We start from the raw sequence: 15,066 nt of genomic DNA, 5'->3' as shown, positions 1-15,066 counted from the left end.
GGTATATGGTAGAGATAGGGGAGCGCGATCAGATAGAACGACACAATGACAGTTTCGAGGACGAGATAGGCCAACAGCTTTCCGGCAACGATCGCGGCTGGTCCTGCCGATGCAGTCAACTCGGCGCCTGCCTGATCGTTTCGGTAGGTGCCCAGCAGGCCGACCCCGATCAGCAAGGTTTGCTGAAGGATCAAAACGAAAGCGGCGGGTAGAATGTAAGTGGCATAGCCGCCCTGGGGATTGAACAGGGGCACTGCAGTCAGTGGCATGGGATCGGCCGCCGCAGCGGCGAGGACAGGGTCGACTTTGGCGGCAATGAGCCTGGCTGTTTCCACCTCCGCGCCCATCGTGCGCGCAACCGCCACGACGCCGCCCGACAAGCGCTGATAGATCAGGAAATAGCTCGCGTCGGCATAGAGAGCGATCGGCGCTTGTCGATGATGCAGCAGATCACGCTCGAAATATTGAGGGATCACAAGCACGCCAAACAGATTTCGAGCATAGACTGCCTGCCTGGCATTCGCCTGATCCGGAAAGACACTCGCTACAGCGACGTCTGCCGAGGCGTCCACGCGTCGGGCTAGTTCGCGGCTGCTTTCTGTTCCGTCCAGATCGACCACTGCGATCGGCACGTCGCGCAGCGCTTCCGTGCGATAGGGTTGCGGGTAGAATGCGGCATAGATGACCGATGCCACCACCAGAACCGCAAAGGCTGGCTTTAGCGAGAAAACGCGGCGAAGTTCGAGACGGCAGACTGTGAGGACAGACTTCATTCTGCCCTCCCTCCGACCGTCGCCTGCCTGAGCGGCCGAGTTCGGCGCCGTGCGCGAATGGTTTCCAGACGCAGGGCCGTCAGGCTTGCAAGCAGCAGCACCATGAATAGAAGCACCGCAATCGGCCTCCAGGAAAGATAGAGCGGCGCTCCTCTTATGGTTTGATCGATTCGAGCCATCAGATACCAAGTGCCGGGTATCATTTGTCCCCAACCATAGGCGAAGGCGTTCATGCCAATCCTCGGGAAGCCGATGCCCATGAAGCCAAAGGCCGGCGCCATCAACAAGGTGCCGATGCTGATCGCGCTTGCCATTGGACGAAGCAGCAACGCAAGCAGCACTCCGATGAACTGATCGGCAAGGATGAACAGGATGCCGGCAAGGATCAGCAGATAGCGGTTGCCGCGCAGGGGCATGTCGAGGATGTCGAAAAGAACCCAGTCGGCAATGCCGAGCACGACCAGAAATAACAGCGTATAGGGTAGGATCTTTCCGGCCATCGCGGGCCACAAGCCGCCCCCCAATCGCCTCAGCACGCGAAGGCGATGAGAGGTTTCCACGTCAAGGCCCACAGCATAGGCCATTGTGGTCACGACAATGACTTGCAGCACGCTCGGAAGCAACGCGGCCAACAGAAAATGCGCATAGTTCAGGGTCGGGTTGAACAGTGGGTTGATCTGAACGGGAATCGGCGTTAACGCGGCCTGCGCCGCCTCGAGCGGCTGCCCTTCTGCCGTTCGCAAGGACAGACGGATACCGGCAGCCACAGCCGGCACGGCGGAATTGATGCCACGTAACACGAGATTGCCCGAGGTCATCGTCTGCGTGTTGTAGAAGAAGACCACCTCCGGACGACGTCCGCCATAGACGTCGCGTTCAAGATTTCGGGGCAACATCAGCAGCCCGCGAACTTCGCCTGACAGGATCAAGTGCCTGCCTTCCGAAAGATCGCCGACATGCCGGGTCACGGCAGCATCGGGTGTCGCATCGACCGTGCGGACGATCGTCCTCGAGAGGTCAGTACCGTCAAGGTCGAGCACAGCAATGGGAAGCTGCGTGGCGAGGCCCGCACTGAACACAACAGCGAGAGACCCCATCAATAACAGCGGCAGAACGGTTGTCAGAAACAGCAGCAAGCGTCGACGCGCGAAGCGGTTGAACTCCCGCCTGAAAACCAAAAGGAAGCCGGGGCGCAGTCGCCCCTTCGCCATCATCTCAGTGCCCCGCGGGCGGCCATGAGGCGATGGCGCTCATGCCGGGACGCAGGCCCGGCATCGGGTTGACCGGGCTTGCCCGCACTTCGAAGGTGCGGAGGTCGAAATCACCTGTGGCGCGGGTGGCGCGCCAGGTCGCATATTGGCCCTGCGCATTGATCATTGTGACCTTGACGGGAATATTGGCGTCGCCCATTGCCGGCACGCCCACATCGAAACCGTCTCCAACCTTCAAGCCCCTCAGCAGGTCTTCTCGCAGGTTGAACGTGAACCACGGATTCTGCAGGTCGATCAACGAAAACAGCGGCGCGCCGGGCGAGAAGTTCTCCCCAAGTTCGGCTATACGCGTGGTGACCTGGCCGGAAATCGGCGCGCGGATCGTCAGTTCCGCAATGTCGACCTCTTGTTGGTTGAGGGAAGAGCGTGCCTGCTCGACCTGTGTCGCGGCAAGCGCCTTTTCCTCCTTGCTGGCTCCGGCGACGGCGAGTTCGAGATTGGCCTCGGCTGACTCGCGCTTGCGGATCGCGGCTTCGAGGTTGCGGGTCGTTTCGTCCACGCGCGATTGCGTCGAGGCGCCGGTGGTGATCAGCTTTGCCTGACGATCGAAATCCTCTTGATACAACGTAACGTCGGCCGCGGCCGCTGCCAGTTCCGCCTTCCGCGCGGCAATGGTTTCCGGCCGGGTGCTATTGACCCGAACAAGATCCGCTTCCGCCACGGCCAGGGCCGCCTTGGCCATATGCAGGCCCGCGACAAGCTGCGGGCTTTCCAGCTCCGCAATGGTCGCGCCGCTTTCAACATTGTCGCCGACGTCAGCGTTGAGCTTCACGATTCTACCGGAGACGCGCGGGCTGATATCCACCCGATTGGCCGAAACTTCGCCCTGGACGATCAACGGAGGTGGTCTCGTTGCGAACCAGAGAAGCGCACCTAGCCCGATGAGAACCGCCAAACCAGACAAGACACGAGCCAATCGCCACATTCATCCGCTCTCCCAACTCACGGCCAAATGTATCCGTCAAAATCCCAACCGCTCTGGAATCGTCGGCGCCGAAAAGCCTAGCAGACGACGCTTGCAAATGCACCAACTCCTTCCAGTCAGGGAGCACTCTGCCGAGAGCCGGCCAGTGACATCGATGTGGCGTCGCTCGAAACGTAGGGATCGATGTCCAAGAGGGCAATCCGATCGCCGCGTTCATTTCCAGAACCGTTTTGTATCGATAACGTCGCCCAGCGCAGCCTGAGCGGAGCCGATCAGGCTTGCCTTGTTCTCGTGCGAGATGACGCTCTCATGCGCCGGATGATCCCACAGTCCATGCTTGCGTAGCACTTCCGGACCGGTGGCGAGGTCATTCAGGGCGCCGAGATGATCCTGCAGATCCTCCATTGCGGAAATGAAACGCTTGTGCCGTCGCTGCCCGCGTTTGTCGTCGAAAAGCGAACCGAAGAACTCGGCCGCGTAGCGCAGCTTCTTCGCGTCCTTCCTAACCTCGTGGCGATGTTCGTCGTCAATCTCCGCCAGCGCCTTGCCATGCTTCTTGAGCTTTTTCCGCATGCGGTCGAACGCCGAGCACGCGAAGTCGTCTGCGGACATCTCGCGAACCTCGGCCGTCTGCGCGTCGGTGAGGTAGTCTCCACAGTGGAGCCACTCGTTGAAGTCCAGCACCAGGGCGCGCGCCCGAGCGGACTCCAGTGCTTCGACGGCGTCGTCGTAGGCAACCTCCCGAGCCTCGTGGAGGCGCCGGCGCATGTCGACGTCATTCGCCTTCGGAAGGAGCACATCAACATTGCGAGCCTCGCCGAGGACACCGGCTAACCACCGAAGCTCGTCCTTGAGCCGTTGCGGTTCTGGTCCCGGAAGCATCGGCTTGTAGAGCGAGAACGCGGACCGAAGCCTCCGAAGCGCCACGCGAGCCTGATGCAGCGCCTCGGCGTTGCGATGCCGCAGGAGGGTGTCTTCGTTCAGGCGAAATTGCCGGAAGCACGATGTCGCTACCGTCTGGAAGGACGTGGCAGTTCGCATGTTCCGCTGCAGATGAAGCCGTTCTGCCTTGCGGGCCGACAAGCATAAAGCCTCGCTCCGCCTTCGACTGGACGCCGAAGCGGATAGGGGCGATAGCCTCCAGCTTGCGCGTGAATACGAATAGCTGGGCGGGATCGCCGTCCTTCAGTTCGAGTTCCATTTCTCGGACGGGCGTCCTGCGGTCGCCGGACATGACGTCGCCTCGATCGAGCACGATCTCGATCTTCGAACCTGCCTCATTGACATTCCAGATACGGCGTTCGATCTCGACCTGGAACTTAATTTCGACCGCGAGGCCGTTGCCGAACTCACTTTCAAGAGGGGTCGAATGATCGAGGACCGGCCTGTCCTGTTCAAGCGGCGTCTCCCATTCCGACCGCGCGAAGAGCGATGCGCTCTCTCCGCTTGCCTTCACCGTCTGAACACGAACGTCTCCTGTCTGTCGGACGCGGAGAGTGAAGCCGCGCTCGAAGAGCTGTCGGTCCGCCGTGTCGAAATACGTCGACTTTTGCCGCAGGACCTGCTGCGGCGCGCCCAACAGGTCGGAACCAAGAAGGGTTTCCATCGCTTGAGGCGTGACGTCGAGCTTGATTTCGATTTCTGACGGCAACGGTACCCCTCCATGTCTTGTAGCCGGACAACGCGTAGAACCGATAGTTGGTTCGGGTTCATCAAAGCGTGATGAAGGCTGGATAAAGCGGAGAGCCCAAACCCGCAGCAAGGACAGAAATGGCACACGACGGATCGCAGCCTCAGTCCGAACGGCAAGTCGACGCGCGCGAAATCGAGCAGGCCGGAGCGATCTGTTGTCGCCGAGACAAGAAGGGACGGTTGCATATCCTTCTCGTCGGCAGCCGGCGTAACGGCCGGTGGGGCGTTCCCAAGGGACACCTTGACCCCGGCGAAGCGACCGCCGCCGCGGCCGCGCGGGAAGCCTTCGAGGAAGCCGGCGCGTCCGGCGCTGTTGATAAGGCAGTCTTCGGTTCGTTCACCTATCGGAAGGAAGGCAGTTCGCATCTCTACCGGGTCTCGGTTCACCTGCTGGAGGTCGCCTCCGTAGCCAACAGCTATCCCGAGAAGTCGGTCCGGAAAAGCTGTTGGTTTCCGGCCAAGGTAGCGGCCGCAGATTCCTCGCAGCCGGGGCTGAGAACGCTGTTGCAAAAGCTGTTGTGATTGATCGCGTGTTCGGTTCTGATTTCTCGACGAGGGCCCGGCGCATGCCATCGATACCGCTGGCTCGCGCTCGAAGCGGCTCATTGACGCCGCGCCAGTTGTTCGAAAACTTCCTCCGGTGCAGCCTTCGACTGGTTGCAGATTCATCCGACTGACGGCGGCGGAAAAATCATCATAGCACACCGCCTACGCCTCGGGTTCCGAATGGATCCAAGGCTGTGCTGGCAACTTGCAAATTCGTTCCCGCAGACGCGGTAGGGAGAAATCCAGGAAGGCGCGCAGCTTAAGCGGCACCTTGCGTTGGCTTGGGTAGATCAGACTGGCTGGGAGGAGGGGAGATTCATACTCTTCCAGCAACGTCACCAGCAGGCCCGCCTTTAGAAACTGACTTGCCAGGTAAGACGGCATCCGCGCAACTCCAGCCCCAGCCACCGCGGCGCTGGCGGCGGCCTCGACCGAATTCTCGAGAAGCCGATAGGGGATCGGGACAATTTCGAGTGTCTCTTTCGAACCAAATTCCCAGTTTGACCCGCCTGTCCCCGGTATGATCGCACGGTCATAGGCCACACAGTTATGCGAGCCGAGATCGGAGGGTTTTTTCGGCACACCGCGGATTTTCAGATAAGCAGGGCTGGCACAGAGCATCCGGCGGAAATATCCCAGACGTAGAGCAATCATGCTGCTGTCGGCTAGTTCGCCGACACGGAGCGCAATATCCACATCCTCCTCCATCAGGTCCACCCTCCGATCGTTCAGCAGAACGCGCACGCGAATATCCGGGTAGGCCTCCAGAAATTCCTGAACGACGGGCATGACGTGAACGCGCCCCATGATTTGTGAGACGCTGATCGTCAGTTCCCCCCGCGGTGTCACGTACTCTCCGGCGGCACCGCGTTCGGCTTCTGCGATATCATCCAGAATCCGCCGGCATGATGCGATGTAGCTCCGGCCTGAATCAGTCAGTGTCAGCTTGCGGCTGCCGCGCAGCAGCAACCGGGTTTTCAGGTGCTCCTCCAGCTCGGAAACTCGTCTGCTGACCGTCGTCAAAGGAAGGCCAAGCTGTCGACCGGCGGCAGAGAGGCTCCCCGCGTCTACAGCAGCAAGCAGAATGGTCATGGCATCGAGACGGTCCATAGCCTTTCACCCGGTGAAAGGATGTCTCCCAAGTTTACCGTCTGATCGCCCAGACTGGAACCGTCTATGTTCCTCGCGTCGCGGCCGAATGTCCGACATCCCAACGCTGCTCTAAAGGGAGACAATGCAATGATCATGCTCATTCAGACGTTTGCCGCCGTCGGGACCGTGCTAGCCACGAGTACCTTCGCCCATGCCGCGATCCACAGCGCGAGGGACATCCGCGGCACTTCACCCTACGTCGCGATTGGCAGTGGGCCTGCCCATAATCTGATCTGGGATTCTTCGCCTCCCCGTTTCCCGAGGCGCTGGCCGGAGCCGCCCTCTGAGCTCGGTACCGCGTAGAGGAAAGCGCATTGCCGTGCTCAGCCTCGCCTCCGGGTACCCCTCAAGGGCCGGGCGTTCCGCTTTATGCAACAGGCAGTCAGAAACATGCAAACCAGAGGAGAATACAAATGACCATGCTCATCAAGACGCTCGCAGCCGTCGCCGCTGGCACGTTGTTCGCCACAGGCGCCCTCGCTCAGACCGCAAGGGAAATCCGCGGCGCTTCACCGTATGTAGCCGTCGAGAACGAACCCGCACCCAAGCTGATTGTGGATCCACCGCTTCCGGAGGGGCTGGCCCTGGGCGTCTTCTGGGCCCAATACCGAGTGGAGAACCTGCGCATCGTGCCTGTCTTCGGGACCGGCGCCGTCCAGGCATCTCCCCGTATCGGGCACCTGCACATCATTGTCGACGACCTGCCCTGGTGGTGGGCCGACGCGAGTGACAACAACACCGTCGACATCGCCGGGTTTCCACCCGGCCCGCACAAGGTGAAGATCGCCTTGGTGGACGCTAACCACGACCTCATTCCCGGTCAGGCGGTGACGGTGCCGTTCACGATACCCGCCTCGGCGAAATTGTCCCACGAGCATCACGCCACAAAGTGACGCGCGATCCCTGCAAAAGGCAAGAGCACGCCGGAGCAGGACATTGAATTCTCAAGCTGGGCGCGACTGGTATCTCATCCGCGCGCAGCCTCGCGGTTGCGCGACCTGAGCGGGAACGCCAGCCCCGCCTCCTCAGGCGGCCACTTGAAGGGCCTTAACACCGCAACTTGGAGTCATCTCATGCTCGATTGGAAGAAAAAGATCCAGGACGTCAATTTCCGCCTCAAGCAACTGGCGGCAAGGACGCCGGATACGCTCAAGGGCGCCGCCCTCCTGGCAGGTGCGGGCGCAAAGACCGGCCACCTCGATGCCAAAATGCGCGAACTGATCGCCTTGGCAGTCGCGGTGACGACCCGCTGCGACGGCTGCATTGCCTTTCATTCGGCGGAAGCCGTCAAACTCGGCGTCAGCGACGAGGAGATTGCCGAAGCGCTGGGCGTCGCCATCAACCTCAATGCCGGTGCGGCCATGGTCTACAGCAGCCATGTGCTCGACGCCGTCAGCAACCTCAAATCCTAACCCCAGCAAAGGAAAGAGCATGCTAAACGGAAAGACAGCGCTTATCACCGGCGGCACCTCGGGCATTGGTCTAGCGACCGCCAAACTCCTACACAAGAACGGCGCTCGCCTTGCGATCACCGGCCGCGATCGGGCGGCGCTCGAGCGGGCGCGGGAGACGATCGGGCAGGATGTCCTGCTACTGCAGACAGACGTGCTTTCCCGCGACGCTTTGCAAAATATGGCGATCGACGTTCGGGAGGCATTCGGCGCTCTCGACATCTTCTTCGCAAACGCCGGCGTCGCCTATGTTACGCCGTTGTCCACCACCGACGAGGCTCAGTACGACCGCCTCATGGACACGAACTTAAAGTCGGTGTTCTTTTCCATTCAAGCGGCGGAGCCGATCATGAGGGAGGGTGGCTCGATCATCCTGAACACAGGCTGGCTCAATCAGGTTGGTGTGCCTGGTCGAGCGATGCTCTCAGCATCGAAGGCGGCCGTGCGTTCCCTCGCTCGCACGTTGTCGGCGGAATTGCTAGGCAGGCGCATCCGCGTCAACGCTGTCAGTCCGGGCCTTATAGAGACGCCCATTCTTCGCGGCGTAGGCCAATCGGAGCATCCTGGACAGACCGAAGCGGAATTCCGTGACTACCTCTCCGGGGCAAGCAGCCTGATTCCGATCGGTCGGCTTGGACAGCCCGAAGAAATCGCCGCCGCCGTGCTGTTCCTTGCCAGCGACGCATCCAGCTACATGCTCGGATCCGAATTGGTCGTTGACGGTGGGTTCGGTGAACTCTGAACGCGAAGCGCGCACCATGCCGAGCGCCACAACTCTTTGACGATGGCTTGTCGCAGCCGGGGGCTTTGCCCCGGCTTTTTTAACAAGTTCCGGCCAGCGACCCCACTGACGCCCAGTTTGATCGATTGGGGCAACGTTGACCGGTCGTCTCGACACAGCCAATTTCAATAACCCGCATTCCGTGCCGAGAGCGTCCACGCGGCGGCAGCCGCGATGCGCACGACGCCACTGTTGCCATCGCGAAAGCTCGCAATGACATCCGATGCTCTGTGCGACGCCGAGAGCATAGTCTGGCTGTGATCGGCAAGCGCCCGTCCGAGAGGCGTAGGCTGCAGTGGACGGTGTCCCATGTCAGCTTCGAGCGGCCGCCGACGCGGTGCTTTCACGGACAACGAGCTCTACAGGCAAAATGGTCTCTACAGGAATCGTTGCGTTGTCATCCGAGTTCAGAAGCTGCAGCAAGACATCCGCGGCGGCCTTTCCTGCGCCATATTGCTGGATGCGGACTGTAGTGAGCTTCGGCTGAATAAGATTCAGAAACGGCATGTCATTGAAGCCGGTAATCGAAATCTGCTCCGGACAGGCGATATTTCGCTCCCTCAGTGCCTCAATGGCGCCCAATGCCAATCGGTCGTTAGCGCAGAGAACGGCCGTAAAGGGTTTGGCAGAGGCCAGCAATGTCGAAAGGCACCGTGCTCCTTCGGCCTCGTCGAACCGCGACGCAACGACGACCAGTTCATCTGCGACGTTAACATTCATATCCTCTGCTGCCCTGCGGAACGCCACCAAGCGGAGCTGGCCCGTCGACAAACCTTGCGGGCCAGCAATGTGGGCAATGTGCCTATGACCGAGGCTCCGCAGATGTCGTAACATCTGACAAATTCCAGAATCCTCGTCGTTGACGACCGAAGGAATGGGTGACCCGTCCACCTTTCTATTCAAGGTCACAACGGGTAATCCGTCCTGAGCCGCCCTGGCGATGGCCGGATCGTTACGCAGTACCGCGGCATGGATTATCCCATCGACGCCGCGGTCACGTAGCACGTCGATAAGACGTTCCTCCCGTTCCACATCGCTGTCCGTGTTGACGATAATGGACGCGTAACCCAGCGGCTCAAGCACACTTTCAATTCCGCGAAGAATTGGTGGAAAGATCACGTTGGTAATATCGGGAATTATCACACCGACCGTCATCGTTCTATTCGTCCGAAGCCCCGCAGCGACTCGATTGGGTCGGTATCCAAGTGTATGCGCTGCCGCCTGGATGCGATTGGCGACTTCCTCTGTTAGATGTCTCCGCTCCACAGGGTCCAGAGCACGAGAAACCGTGGAGACATGAACGCCTGTCTCTCGAGCTATGTCCTTCAATGTAATTCGTTTTTTCAACATGCTCGTTCCCTCTCCCTAAACCATTTTAAAGCCTGTGCCGAAATAAGCAATCGATTGCACGGAATTGTTGACGGCTTCTAGATGGGCATGCTAGGGATTACGCAATCGATTGCGTGAAAATGCGCACGTTCCTGGTGTGGAGGCACCGGGTAAGGATTTGCCCCTACCGTTGGCAAATTTTTTTGTCTCTTTCTGCAATCGATTGCGGATCAGGTTTCAGAGAATGGAGGAGCATCGATGAAACTCTCAGTCCCTTTTGCAGTAACGGCTGCCCTTGCGTTTAGCGTGGCGATGGCGCAGGCAGAAAACATCAAGATCGGCGCATCACTGCCGATCACAGGCGGCCTAGCCGTCAGCGGCGAAAAACATAAACGCGGATATGAACTCTGCACGAAACTGATCAACGACGCCGGGGGCATCCTCGGCCGACATGTCGATCTTATCGTCAGCGACAATCGTTCGGATCCTGCAACCGCAATCAATCAGTACGAGCGTTTCATCAACGTCGACAAGGTCGACGCCGTATACGGGACGTTTTCGAGCCGTCTAACTTATCCGGTCGCAAGTATCCTGTCCAAGTACAACATGGTTCATGCCGTGCCCTCTGGCGGGGCCTTGCGCATCTACGAGCAGGGCTACAAGAACCTCTTCTATTTTCAGGTCGGGGCAGCCGAATATACCGGCAAAGATGTGGTCAATGTTATCAAGGACCTAATCCCAGCAGGACAGGGGCCCAAGTCAGCTGCCATTGTCCATGCTGATGACTTCTTCGCAAATGCGATCGCCTCCGGCCTACTTGGCGAAAAGGTGATCGATGCGGCAACGAACAAGCAGATCGCCGACCTTGCGCCTGGATATCTCAAAGAGGCCGGCATTGACGTCGTCATGCAAGAGAAGTGGCCAGACGATGGCTTCAACGACTGGCTGAACCTTGCGAATTCAATCAAGCGTTCCGGCGCCGAGCTGATCATCGGTCTGACAGCGTCCGAGGAAGAGGCTGTCCAGCTCACGCGTGCACTCAAGACGGTAGGTGCGAAGCCGAAGTTCGTCTATCTCAGCCAGGGCGCCCAGTATGAGTTCATCGAGGGTGTCGGCGCGAGCGCGGCCGAAGGCGTCATGGTTCACGCCAACTGGCACAAGGATGCACCCTTCGAAAGCACGTTGGCCGGCAAGCCGTTCACGAATGCCGACTTCGTCAAGGCCTTCAACGCCGCATATGGCGTCGATCCCGATGAAGACAGCGCCATTCCGTTTGCCGTCTGCCAGGGCATCGAACAGGCAATTGCCGGGTCCGGTTCGACCGACAATGCGAAGATGGGCGAATGGCTTCACGAGCGCACCAAGGACAACCCCGTGCGCACGGTGCTTGGCCGCTTCTCTTGGGACGACCGCGGCCTTGCCAAGGACAAATCGTACATCATGACGCAGTGGCAGAGCGGCGAGTTGAAGTTCGTCTATCCCAAGGATGAGTTTCAAGGCGTTTCGCCGTTGAGCTATCCCAAAGCAGGTTTCTGACGAGACCCTTCGCGGGTGGCTGGAAAGCCTCCCCGCGATCCCAAGCCAGCAGACGACAAGGAGGCCGGGCGATGCTCGAGGTCAGAAATCTTTGCAAGCATTATGGAGGGTTGCGAGCCGTGGACGGCGCCTCCTTCGCGGTTGAAAGAGGGTCTATCACTGCACTGATCGGACCGAACGGGGCAGGCAAGACCACCGCTTTCAACTGCATCAGCCGCACGGTCACCCCGACCTCCGGTGAAGTCTGGCTGGACGGCGAGCGTATCGATCACCTGTTTCCGCACAAGATAACGGCCAAGGGCCTCAGCCGCACCTTTCAGATCTCGCGCAATCTATCGGACATGACCGTAATCGAAAACGTCATCGTCCAGTCGAAAGTCGATGGTCTGCGTGGCCTTTTCCGTCCGGCCATGAGCCGGGAGGAGAAGGATAAGGCACTGTCGATCCTCGATTTTCTGGGAATCACGCGTATTGCCTACGAGGATGGACACAATCTGTCTTATGGACAGAAGAAACTGATGGATCTTGCAGCACTCCTGATGTCCGATCCGAAAATCGTCCTGCTCGACGAGCCGGCGGGCGGCGTCAATCCATCGCTAATGGAAGAAATCGTCGACCGCATCCGCGCGCTCAACGAAAAAGGGCTCACCGTTCTCATCGTCGAACACAACATGGACCTGATCATGCGGCTATCCCACAAGGTGGTCGTTATGGCGCAAGGCCGGGTTATATGTTCGGGTACCCCGGATATCGTCCGCAAGGACGCACAGGTGCTCGACGCCTATCTCGGTGGTGTGCTGGAAGAGGAGGCGGCTTGATGGGCGAACTTCTCCAGGTCACCAATATCACCGCAGGCTACGGAGATGGTCCTGCCATCCTCGATGGCGCGCATCTTACGGTCGAGCCAGGCAAGGTTCATTGCATCATCGGCCCGAACGGCGCCGGAAAATCGACGCTACTGAAGTCGATCTGCGGCATGCTCACTATCCGCAAGGGTGACGTGATCTTCAAGGGCAAAAGGCTGAACGGGATGCGCCCGGACCAGATCCTGCGCGAAGGCATCTGCTTCGTGCCTCAGGAGCGGGCGCTCTTCCCGAAGATGACTGTGCGCGAAAACCTGCGGATGGGCGGCTTCATCCTCGATGATCAGAAAGAGCTTCACCGCCGCGTCGACGAAATCCTCGAGCGTTTTCCAATGCTCAAGGAAAAGGCTGATCAGTTCGCCGGTACGATGTCCGGCGGGCAACAGCAGACGCTGGCAATGGCGCGCACGCTGATCATCAAGCCCAGCATCGTCATGCTGGATGAACCCTCGCTCGGTCTTGCGCCAAAGGTCATCCAGGAGATGTTCGACATCATGAAGATGATGTCGTCGGAAGGCATCACAGTACTGCTCGTGGAACAAAACGCCTTGATGGGACTGAAGAATTCCGACTGGGGCGTCGTGCTTGACCTCGGGCAAACCCTCTTCGAAGGGCCGGCCTCGGAAATCCTTGCCGATCCTCGCATCCAGGAACTCTACCTTGGCGGTAAGAAAGCCGCCTGAAGGAGAACAACATGGCCGAATTCATCCAGATATTGGTTCTCGGACTAGCGCTCGGCGGCGTCATCGCTCTCATGGGGTCCGGACTGTCGCTGGTCTTTGGCGTCATGCGGATCGTAAACCTCGCTCATCCGGCGCTGATCATTGGCGGCGCATATATCGCCTATTGGGCTTTCAAACTGCTGGGCCTCGATCCGATCCTCATGCTGCCGGTCGCTTCGATCGTGATGGCGGTAGTCGGTGTCGTGCTTTACAAGCTCCTCTTCGAGCGCGAGGCCAAGAGCGCAAAGTACTCCGAGATGACGGTGCTTCTCACTTTTGCGCTGGCAACGATGGTGGAGGGGCTCCTCGGTGGTCTCTTCAGCAACACACAGCGCGTCACTTCTCCGGCGTACGCGACCGACGCGATCTTTATCGGCGACCTCTTCATTCCGACGGGCCAGCTCTATGCCGGTATCGTCTCAATGCTAATCATCGGTGCTCTGACGCTGTTTCTCAAATATTCACGGCTGGGATACGCCATCCGTGCGACGACACAGAACCGCGAAGCCGCTGAACTGCTCGGCGTCAACGTTAATGCGATCAGCATCCTTGCCTTCGGCATTGGCATTGGGCTTGCAGGTGCCGCCGGCTCGCTTGTCAGTTTCGTGTTCAGCTTCTTCCCGGCCAAGCATTGGGAATGGATGGCGATGCTGATGTCTGTCGTGGTTCTCGGTGGCATGGGCAGCATCCTCGGCACCGTCGTCGCAGCCCTCGGTCTGTCCGTCATTGCAGCCTTCGTCGGCACCTGGATTGGCGCGACCTGGTCGACAATGACCTTCTTCCTCGCTCTTTTCATCATCCTGCTCGTCCGGCCACAGGGTCTGTTCGGCGAAAAATCGGAGATGGCATAATGACCGTCACTTTTCCCCACTCCAGCACCAGCACCGTGCTCGAAGCCAGGCGTGCGCACAACGAGAAGCTGGCACTCAAAGCCGATCAGACCCGCGCGATCTGGTTCCCGCTCGTGCTTTTGGCAGCACTGGTCGCACTACCGCTGCTGCAGTTTGCTGGCAACTTTAACTATCTCCTTCATCTCGTGCTTTTCGCCGCGTCTTTTGCTGCGATGGCATCGGGTTGGAACATTCTGGGCGGTTTTGCGGGTTACATTTCGCTCGGCCATAGCGTCTTCTTCGGAATCGGCGGCTACGTCGCGGGAATGCTCCTTGCGCGCTACGGCGTCTCGACGATTGTGACGGCCCCTCTTGCCGGGCTCGTCGCAGCCGCGGTGGGGTACCTCGTTGGGCTCATTACCCTGAGAGTACGTGGGCCGAGCTTCATTATCTCCTCGATCGCTCTTCTGATGATTGCGCGGATCCTGTTCGACAACTGGGCATTCATCGGCGGCACGAATGGCCTGACGCTTCCGGCCAACAGCCTGTCGGCGCAGTGGACGAAATTGCCGTACTATTATGCGTTCATCGCAATTGCGGCCTTCACGGTCTGGGCAAGCTACAGGATAAAGCACTCCAAGTTCGGCCTCGGTCTGCGTGCCATCTCAAAGGATGAGGTCAAGGCTGAAAGTGCCGGGATCAACACCCGCCTTTATAAAGTGCTCGCCTTCGCGTTGTCGGCATTCTTCGTGGGCATGGCCGGTGCGGTGTGGGGCGAATACCTGACGTATTTGCGTCCCAATATCTTTCTCATCATCGGCATCTCGGCGAACCTCGTCCTGATGTGCATTCTCGGAGGAAAGGGCACGATCGCGGGGCCGGTCATCGGGGCGGTCGCCATTGTCGTGCTGAACGAGCTCTTCGTGGCGACGATGGGCGCCTCTGAACTCAACATCCTGGGAACCGGTCTCATCATGGCACTCGGGCTTGTCTTCTTTCCCCTTGGCCTCGTGGGAACTCTTGCCAAGAAAGGCAAGCTTCCCCGGATCCTGAACTGGGACTGACCGTAGCAATACGACCGACCGCTCACCGTTCGAAATGAACTTGCCAAGGCAGCAGGAGGAGAAAGCCATGTCTGAATACGTACTGTACAACGCACCGCAATCGACCTGCAGTCAGCGCGTTCGCTATACGC

At 59.3% G+C, this 15,066-nt stretch carries 16 protein-coding genes and 2 pseudogenes; 10 read left to right on the top strand and 8 right to left on the bottom strand.

Going from position 1 to position 15,066, the window contains the following annotated elements; all coding sequences use genetic code 11:
- The 5 genes and pseudogenes from ACPYOI_RS30175 to ACPYOI_RS30155 form a co-directional block, all read right to left on the bottom strand.
- A partial coding sequence (locus tag ACPYOI_RS30175) for an ABC transporter permease (RefSeq protein ID WP_481423764.1) occupies positions 1–773 on the bottom strand: 773 nt, incomplete at its 3' end.
- Positions 770–1,984, bottom strand: a complete 1,215-nt coding sequence (locus ACPYOI_RS30170; RefSeq protein ID WP_481419246.1) for an ABC transporter permease — start codon at positions 1,982–1,984, stop codon at positions 770–772. The genes ACPYOI_RS30175 and ACPYOI_RS30170, both read right to left, overlap by 4 nt.
- A 4-nt stretch (positions 1,985–1,988) precedes the next feature.
- Positions 1,989–2,969: an HlyD family secretion protein gene (locus ACPYOI_RS30165; protein ID WP_481423763.1), complete on the bottom strand. Its 981-nt coding sequence runs from the start codon at positions 2,967–2,969 to the stop codon at positions 1,989–1,991.
- Between the two features lie 213 nt (positions 2,970–3,182).
- Positions 3,183–4,010: a CHAD domain-containing protein gene (locus ACPYOI_RS30160; protein ID WP_481416265.1), complete on the bottom strand. Its 828-nt coding sequence runs from the start codon at positions 4,008–4,010 to the stop codon at positions 3,183–3,185.
- Positions 4,011–4,119: 109 nt separating this feature from the next.
- Positions 4,120–4,575 (bottom strand): annotated as a pseudogene (locus ACPYOI_RS30155) (CYTH domain-containing protein); the annotation flags it as partial.
- Positions 4,576–4,739: 164 nt separating this feature from the next.
- On the opposite strand from ACPYOI_RS30155, the gene ACPYOI_RS30150 reads away from it, so the two are divergent.
- Positions 4,740–5,183, top strand: coding sequence for an NUDIX hydrolase (locus ACPYOI_RS30150; RefSeq protein WP_481423762.1), 444 nt, complete (start codon positions 4,740–4,742; stop codon positions 5,181–5,183).
- 186 nt (positions 5,184–5,369) lie between these two features.
- On the opposite strand, the gene ACPYOI_RS30145 is transcribed toward ACPYOI_RS30150, so the two are convergent.
- A complete protein-coding gene (locus ACPYOI_RS30145; RefSeq protein ID WP_481416267.1) occupies positions 5,370–6,317 on the bottom strand; it encodes a LysR family transcriptional regulator in 948 nt (315 codons plus the stop codon).
- Positions 6,318–6,446: 129 nt separating this feature from the next.
- Between ACPYOI_RS30145 and ACPYOI_RS30140 the strand changes: the two genes are divergently transcribed.
- From ACPYOI_RS30140 to ACPYOI_RS30125, 4 genes are all read left to right on the top strand, one after another.
- Positions 6,447–6,662 (top strand): hypothetical protein, encoded by a 216-nt coding sequence (locus ACPYOI_RS30140; RefSeq protein WP_481416268.1) that lies wholly within the window; start codon positions 6,447–6,449, stop codon positions 6,660–6,662.
- Positions 6,663–6,772: 110 nt separating this feature from the next.
- The gene (locus tag ACPYOI_RS30135) at positions 6,773–7,252 is read left to right on the top strand and encodes a DUF6130 family protein (protein ID WP_481416269.1); all 480 of its coding nucleotides are present in this window, start codon (positions 6,773–6,775) and stop codon (positions 7,250–7,252) included.
- Between the two features lie 180 nt (positions 7,253–7,432).
- A complete protein-coding gene (locus tag ACPYOI_RS30130; protein WP_481416270.1) occupies positions 7,433–7,771 on the top strand; it encodes a carboxymuconolactone decarboxylase family protein in 339 nt (112 codons plus the stop codon).
- A 19-nt stretch (positions 7,772–7,790) separates the two neighbouring features.
- Positions 7,791–8,552, top strand: coding sequence for an SDR family oxidoreductase (locus tag ACPYOI_RS30125; protein WP_481416271.1), 762 nt, complete (start codon positions 7,791–7,793; stop codon positions 8,550–8,552).
- 212 nt (positions 8,553–8,764) lie between these two features.
- Here the strand turns inward: ACPYOI_RS30125 and ACPYOI_RS30120 are convergent.
- Together ACPYOI_RS30120 and ACPYOI_RS30115 are read right to left on the bottom strand one after the other, a co-directional pair.
- A pseudogene (locus tag ACPYOI_RS30120) lies at positions 8,765–8,899 on the bottom strand (LysR family transcriptional regulator); the annotation flags it as partial.
- A 4-nt stretch (positions 8,900–8,903) separates the two neighbouring features.
- Positions 8,904–9,941, bottom strand: a complete 1,038-nt coding sequence (locus ACPYOI_RS30115; protein ID WP_481416272.1) for a LacI family DNA-binding transcriptional regulator — start codon at positions 9,939–9,941, stop codon at positions 8,904–8,906.
- Between the two features lie 237 nt (positions 9,942–10,178).
- On the opposite strand from ACPYOI_RS30115, the gene ACPYOI_RS30110 reads away from it, so the two are divergent.
- The 5 genes from ACPYOI_RS30110 to ACPYOI_RS30090 all read left to right on the top strand — a co-directional run bounded on the left by ACPYOI_RS30110 (position 10,179) and on the right by ACPYOI_RS30090 (position 14,935).
- Complete coding sequence (locus ACPYOI_RS30110; RefSeq protein ID WP_481416273.1) at positions 10,179–11,456, top strand: amino acid ABC transporter substrate-binding protein; 1,278 nt, start codon at positions 10,179–10,181, stop codon at positions 11,454–11,456.
- Between the two features lie 71 nt (positions 11,457–11,527).
- Positions 11,528–12,274, top strand: a complete 747-nt coding sequence (locus ACPYOI_RS30105; protein WP_481416274.1) for an ABC transporter ATP-binding protein — start codon at positions 11,528–11,530, stop codon at positions 12,272–12,274.
- Positions 12,274–13,002: an ABC transporter ATP-binding protein gene (locus ACPYOI_RS30100; RefSeq protein WP_481416275.1), complete on the top strand. Its 729-nt coding sequence runs from the start codon at positions 12,274–12,276 to the stop codon at positions 13,000–13,002. Before ACPYOI_RS30105 ends, ACPYOI_RS30100 begins: the two co-directional genes overlap by 1 nt.
- Before the next feature lie 11 nt (positions 13,003–13,013).
- Positions 13,014–13,892, top strand: a complete 879-nt coding sequence (locus ACPYOI_RS30095; RefSeq protein ID WP_481416276.1) for a branched-chain amino acid ABC transporter permease — start codon at positions 13,014–13,016, stop codon at positions 13,890–13,892.
- Positions 13,892–14,935, top strand: a complete 1,044-nt coding sequence (locus tag ACPYOI_RS30090; RefSeq protein WP_481423761.1) for a branched-chain amino acid ABC transporter permease — start codon at positions 13,892–13,894, stop codon at positions 14,933–14,935. The genes ACPYOI_RS30095 and ACPYOI_RS30090 overlap by 1 nt, the downstream gene beginning before the upstream one ends.
- The last annotated feature ends 131 nt before the right edge of the window (positions 14,936–15,066 follow it).

The organism is Rhizobium sp. SVR5-2C, assembly GCF_056755115.1.
This window is presented reverse-complemented; position numbering and strand designations above follow the sequence as displayed.

What these genes read in the sequence shown, in the direction of transcription:
- ACPYOI_RS30140 (WP_481416268.1), top strand. Translation starts at nt 6,447, where the DNA reads ATGATCATGCTCATTCAGACGTTTGCCGCCGTCGGGACCGTGCTAGCC.
- ACPYOI_RS30090 (WP_481423761.1), top strand. Translation starts at nt 13,892, where the DNA reads ATGACCGTCACTTTTCCCCACTCCAGCACCAGCACCGTGCTCGAAGCC.
- ACPYOI_RS30100 (WP_481416275.1), top strand. Translation starts at nt 12,274, where the DNA reads ATGGGCGAACTTCTCCAGGTCACCAATATCACCGCAGGCTACGGAGAT.
- ACPYOI_RS30170 (WP_481419246.1), bottom strand. Translation starts at nt 1,984, where the DNA reads ATGGCGAAGGGGCGACTGCGCCCCGGCTTCCTTTTGGTTTTCAGGCGG.
- ACPYOI_RS30130 (WP_481416270.1), top strand. Translation starts at nt 7,433, where the DNA reads ATGCTCGATTGGAAGAAAAAGATCCAGGACGTCAATTTCCGCCTCAAG.
- ACPYOI_RS30095 (WP_481416276.1), top strand. Translation starts at nt 13,014, where the DNA reads ATGGCCGAATTCATCCAGATATTGGTTCTCGGACTAGCGCTCGGCGGC.
- ACPYOI_RS30145 (WP_481416267.1), bottom strand. Translation starts at nt 6,317, where the DNA reads ATGGACCGTCTCGATGCCATGACCATTCTGCTTGCTGCTGTAGACGCG.
- ACPYOI_RS30160 (WP_481416265.1), bottom strand. Translation starts at nt 4,010, where the DNA reads ATGCGAACTGCCACGTCCTTCCAGACGGTAGCGACATCGTGCTTCCGG.
- ACPYOI_RS30115 (WP_481416272.1), bottom strand. Translation starts at nt 9,941, where the DNA reads ATGTTGAAAAAACGAATTACATTGAAGGACATAGCTCGAGAGACAGGC.
- ACPYOI_RS30105 (WP_481416274.1), top strand. Translation starts at nt 11,528, where the DNA reads ATGCTCGAGGTCAGAAATCTTTGCAAGCATTATGGAGGGTTGCGAGCC.
- ACPYOI_RS30150 (WP_481423762.1), top strand. Translation starts at nt 4,740, where the DNA reads ATGGCACACGACGGATCGCAGCCTCAGTCCGAACGGCAAGTCGACGCG.
- ACPYOI_RS30125 (WP_481416271.1), top strand. Translation starts at nt 7,791, where the DNA reads ATGCTAAACGGAAAGACAGCGCTTATCACCGGCGGCACCTCGGGCATT.
- ACPYOI_RS30165 (WP_481423763.1), bottom strand. Translation starts at nt 2,969, where the DNA reads ATGTGGCGATTGGCTCGTGTCTTGTCTGGTTTGGCGGTTCTCATCGGG.
- ACPYOI_RS30135 (WP_481416269.1), top strand. Translation starts at nt 6,773, where the DNA reads ATGACCATGCTCATCAAGACGCTCGCAGCCGTCGCCGCTGGCACGTTG.
- ACPYOI_RS30110 (WP_481416273.1), top strand. Translation starts at nt 10,179, where the DNA reads ATGAAACTCTCAGTCCCTTTTGCAGTAACGGCTGCCCTTGCGTTTAGC.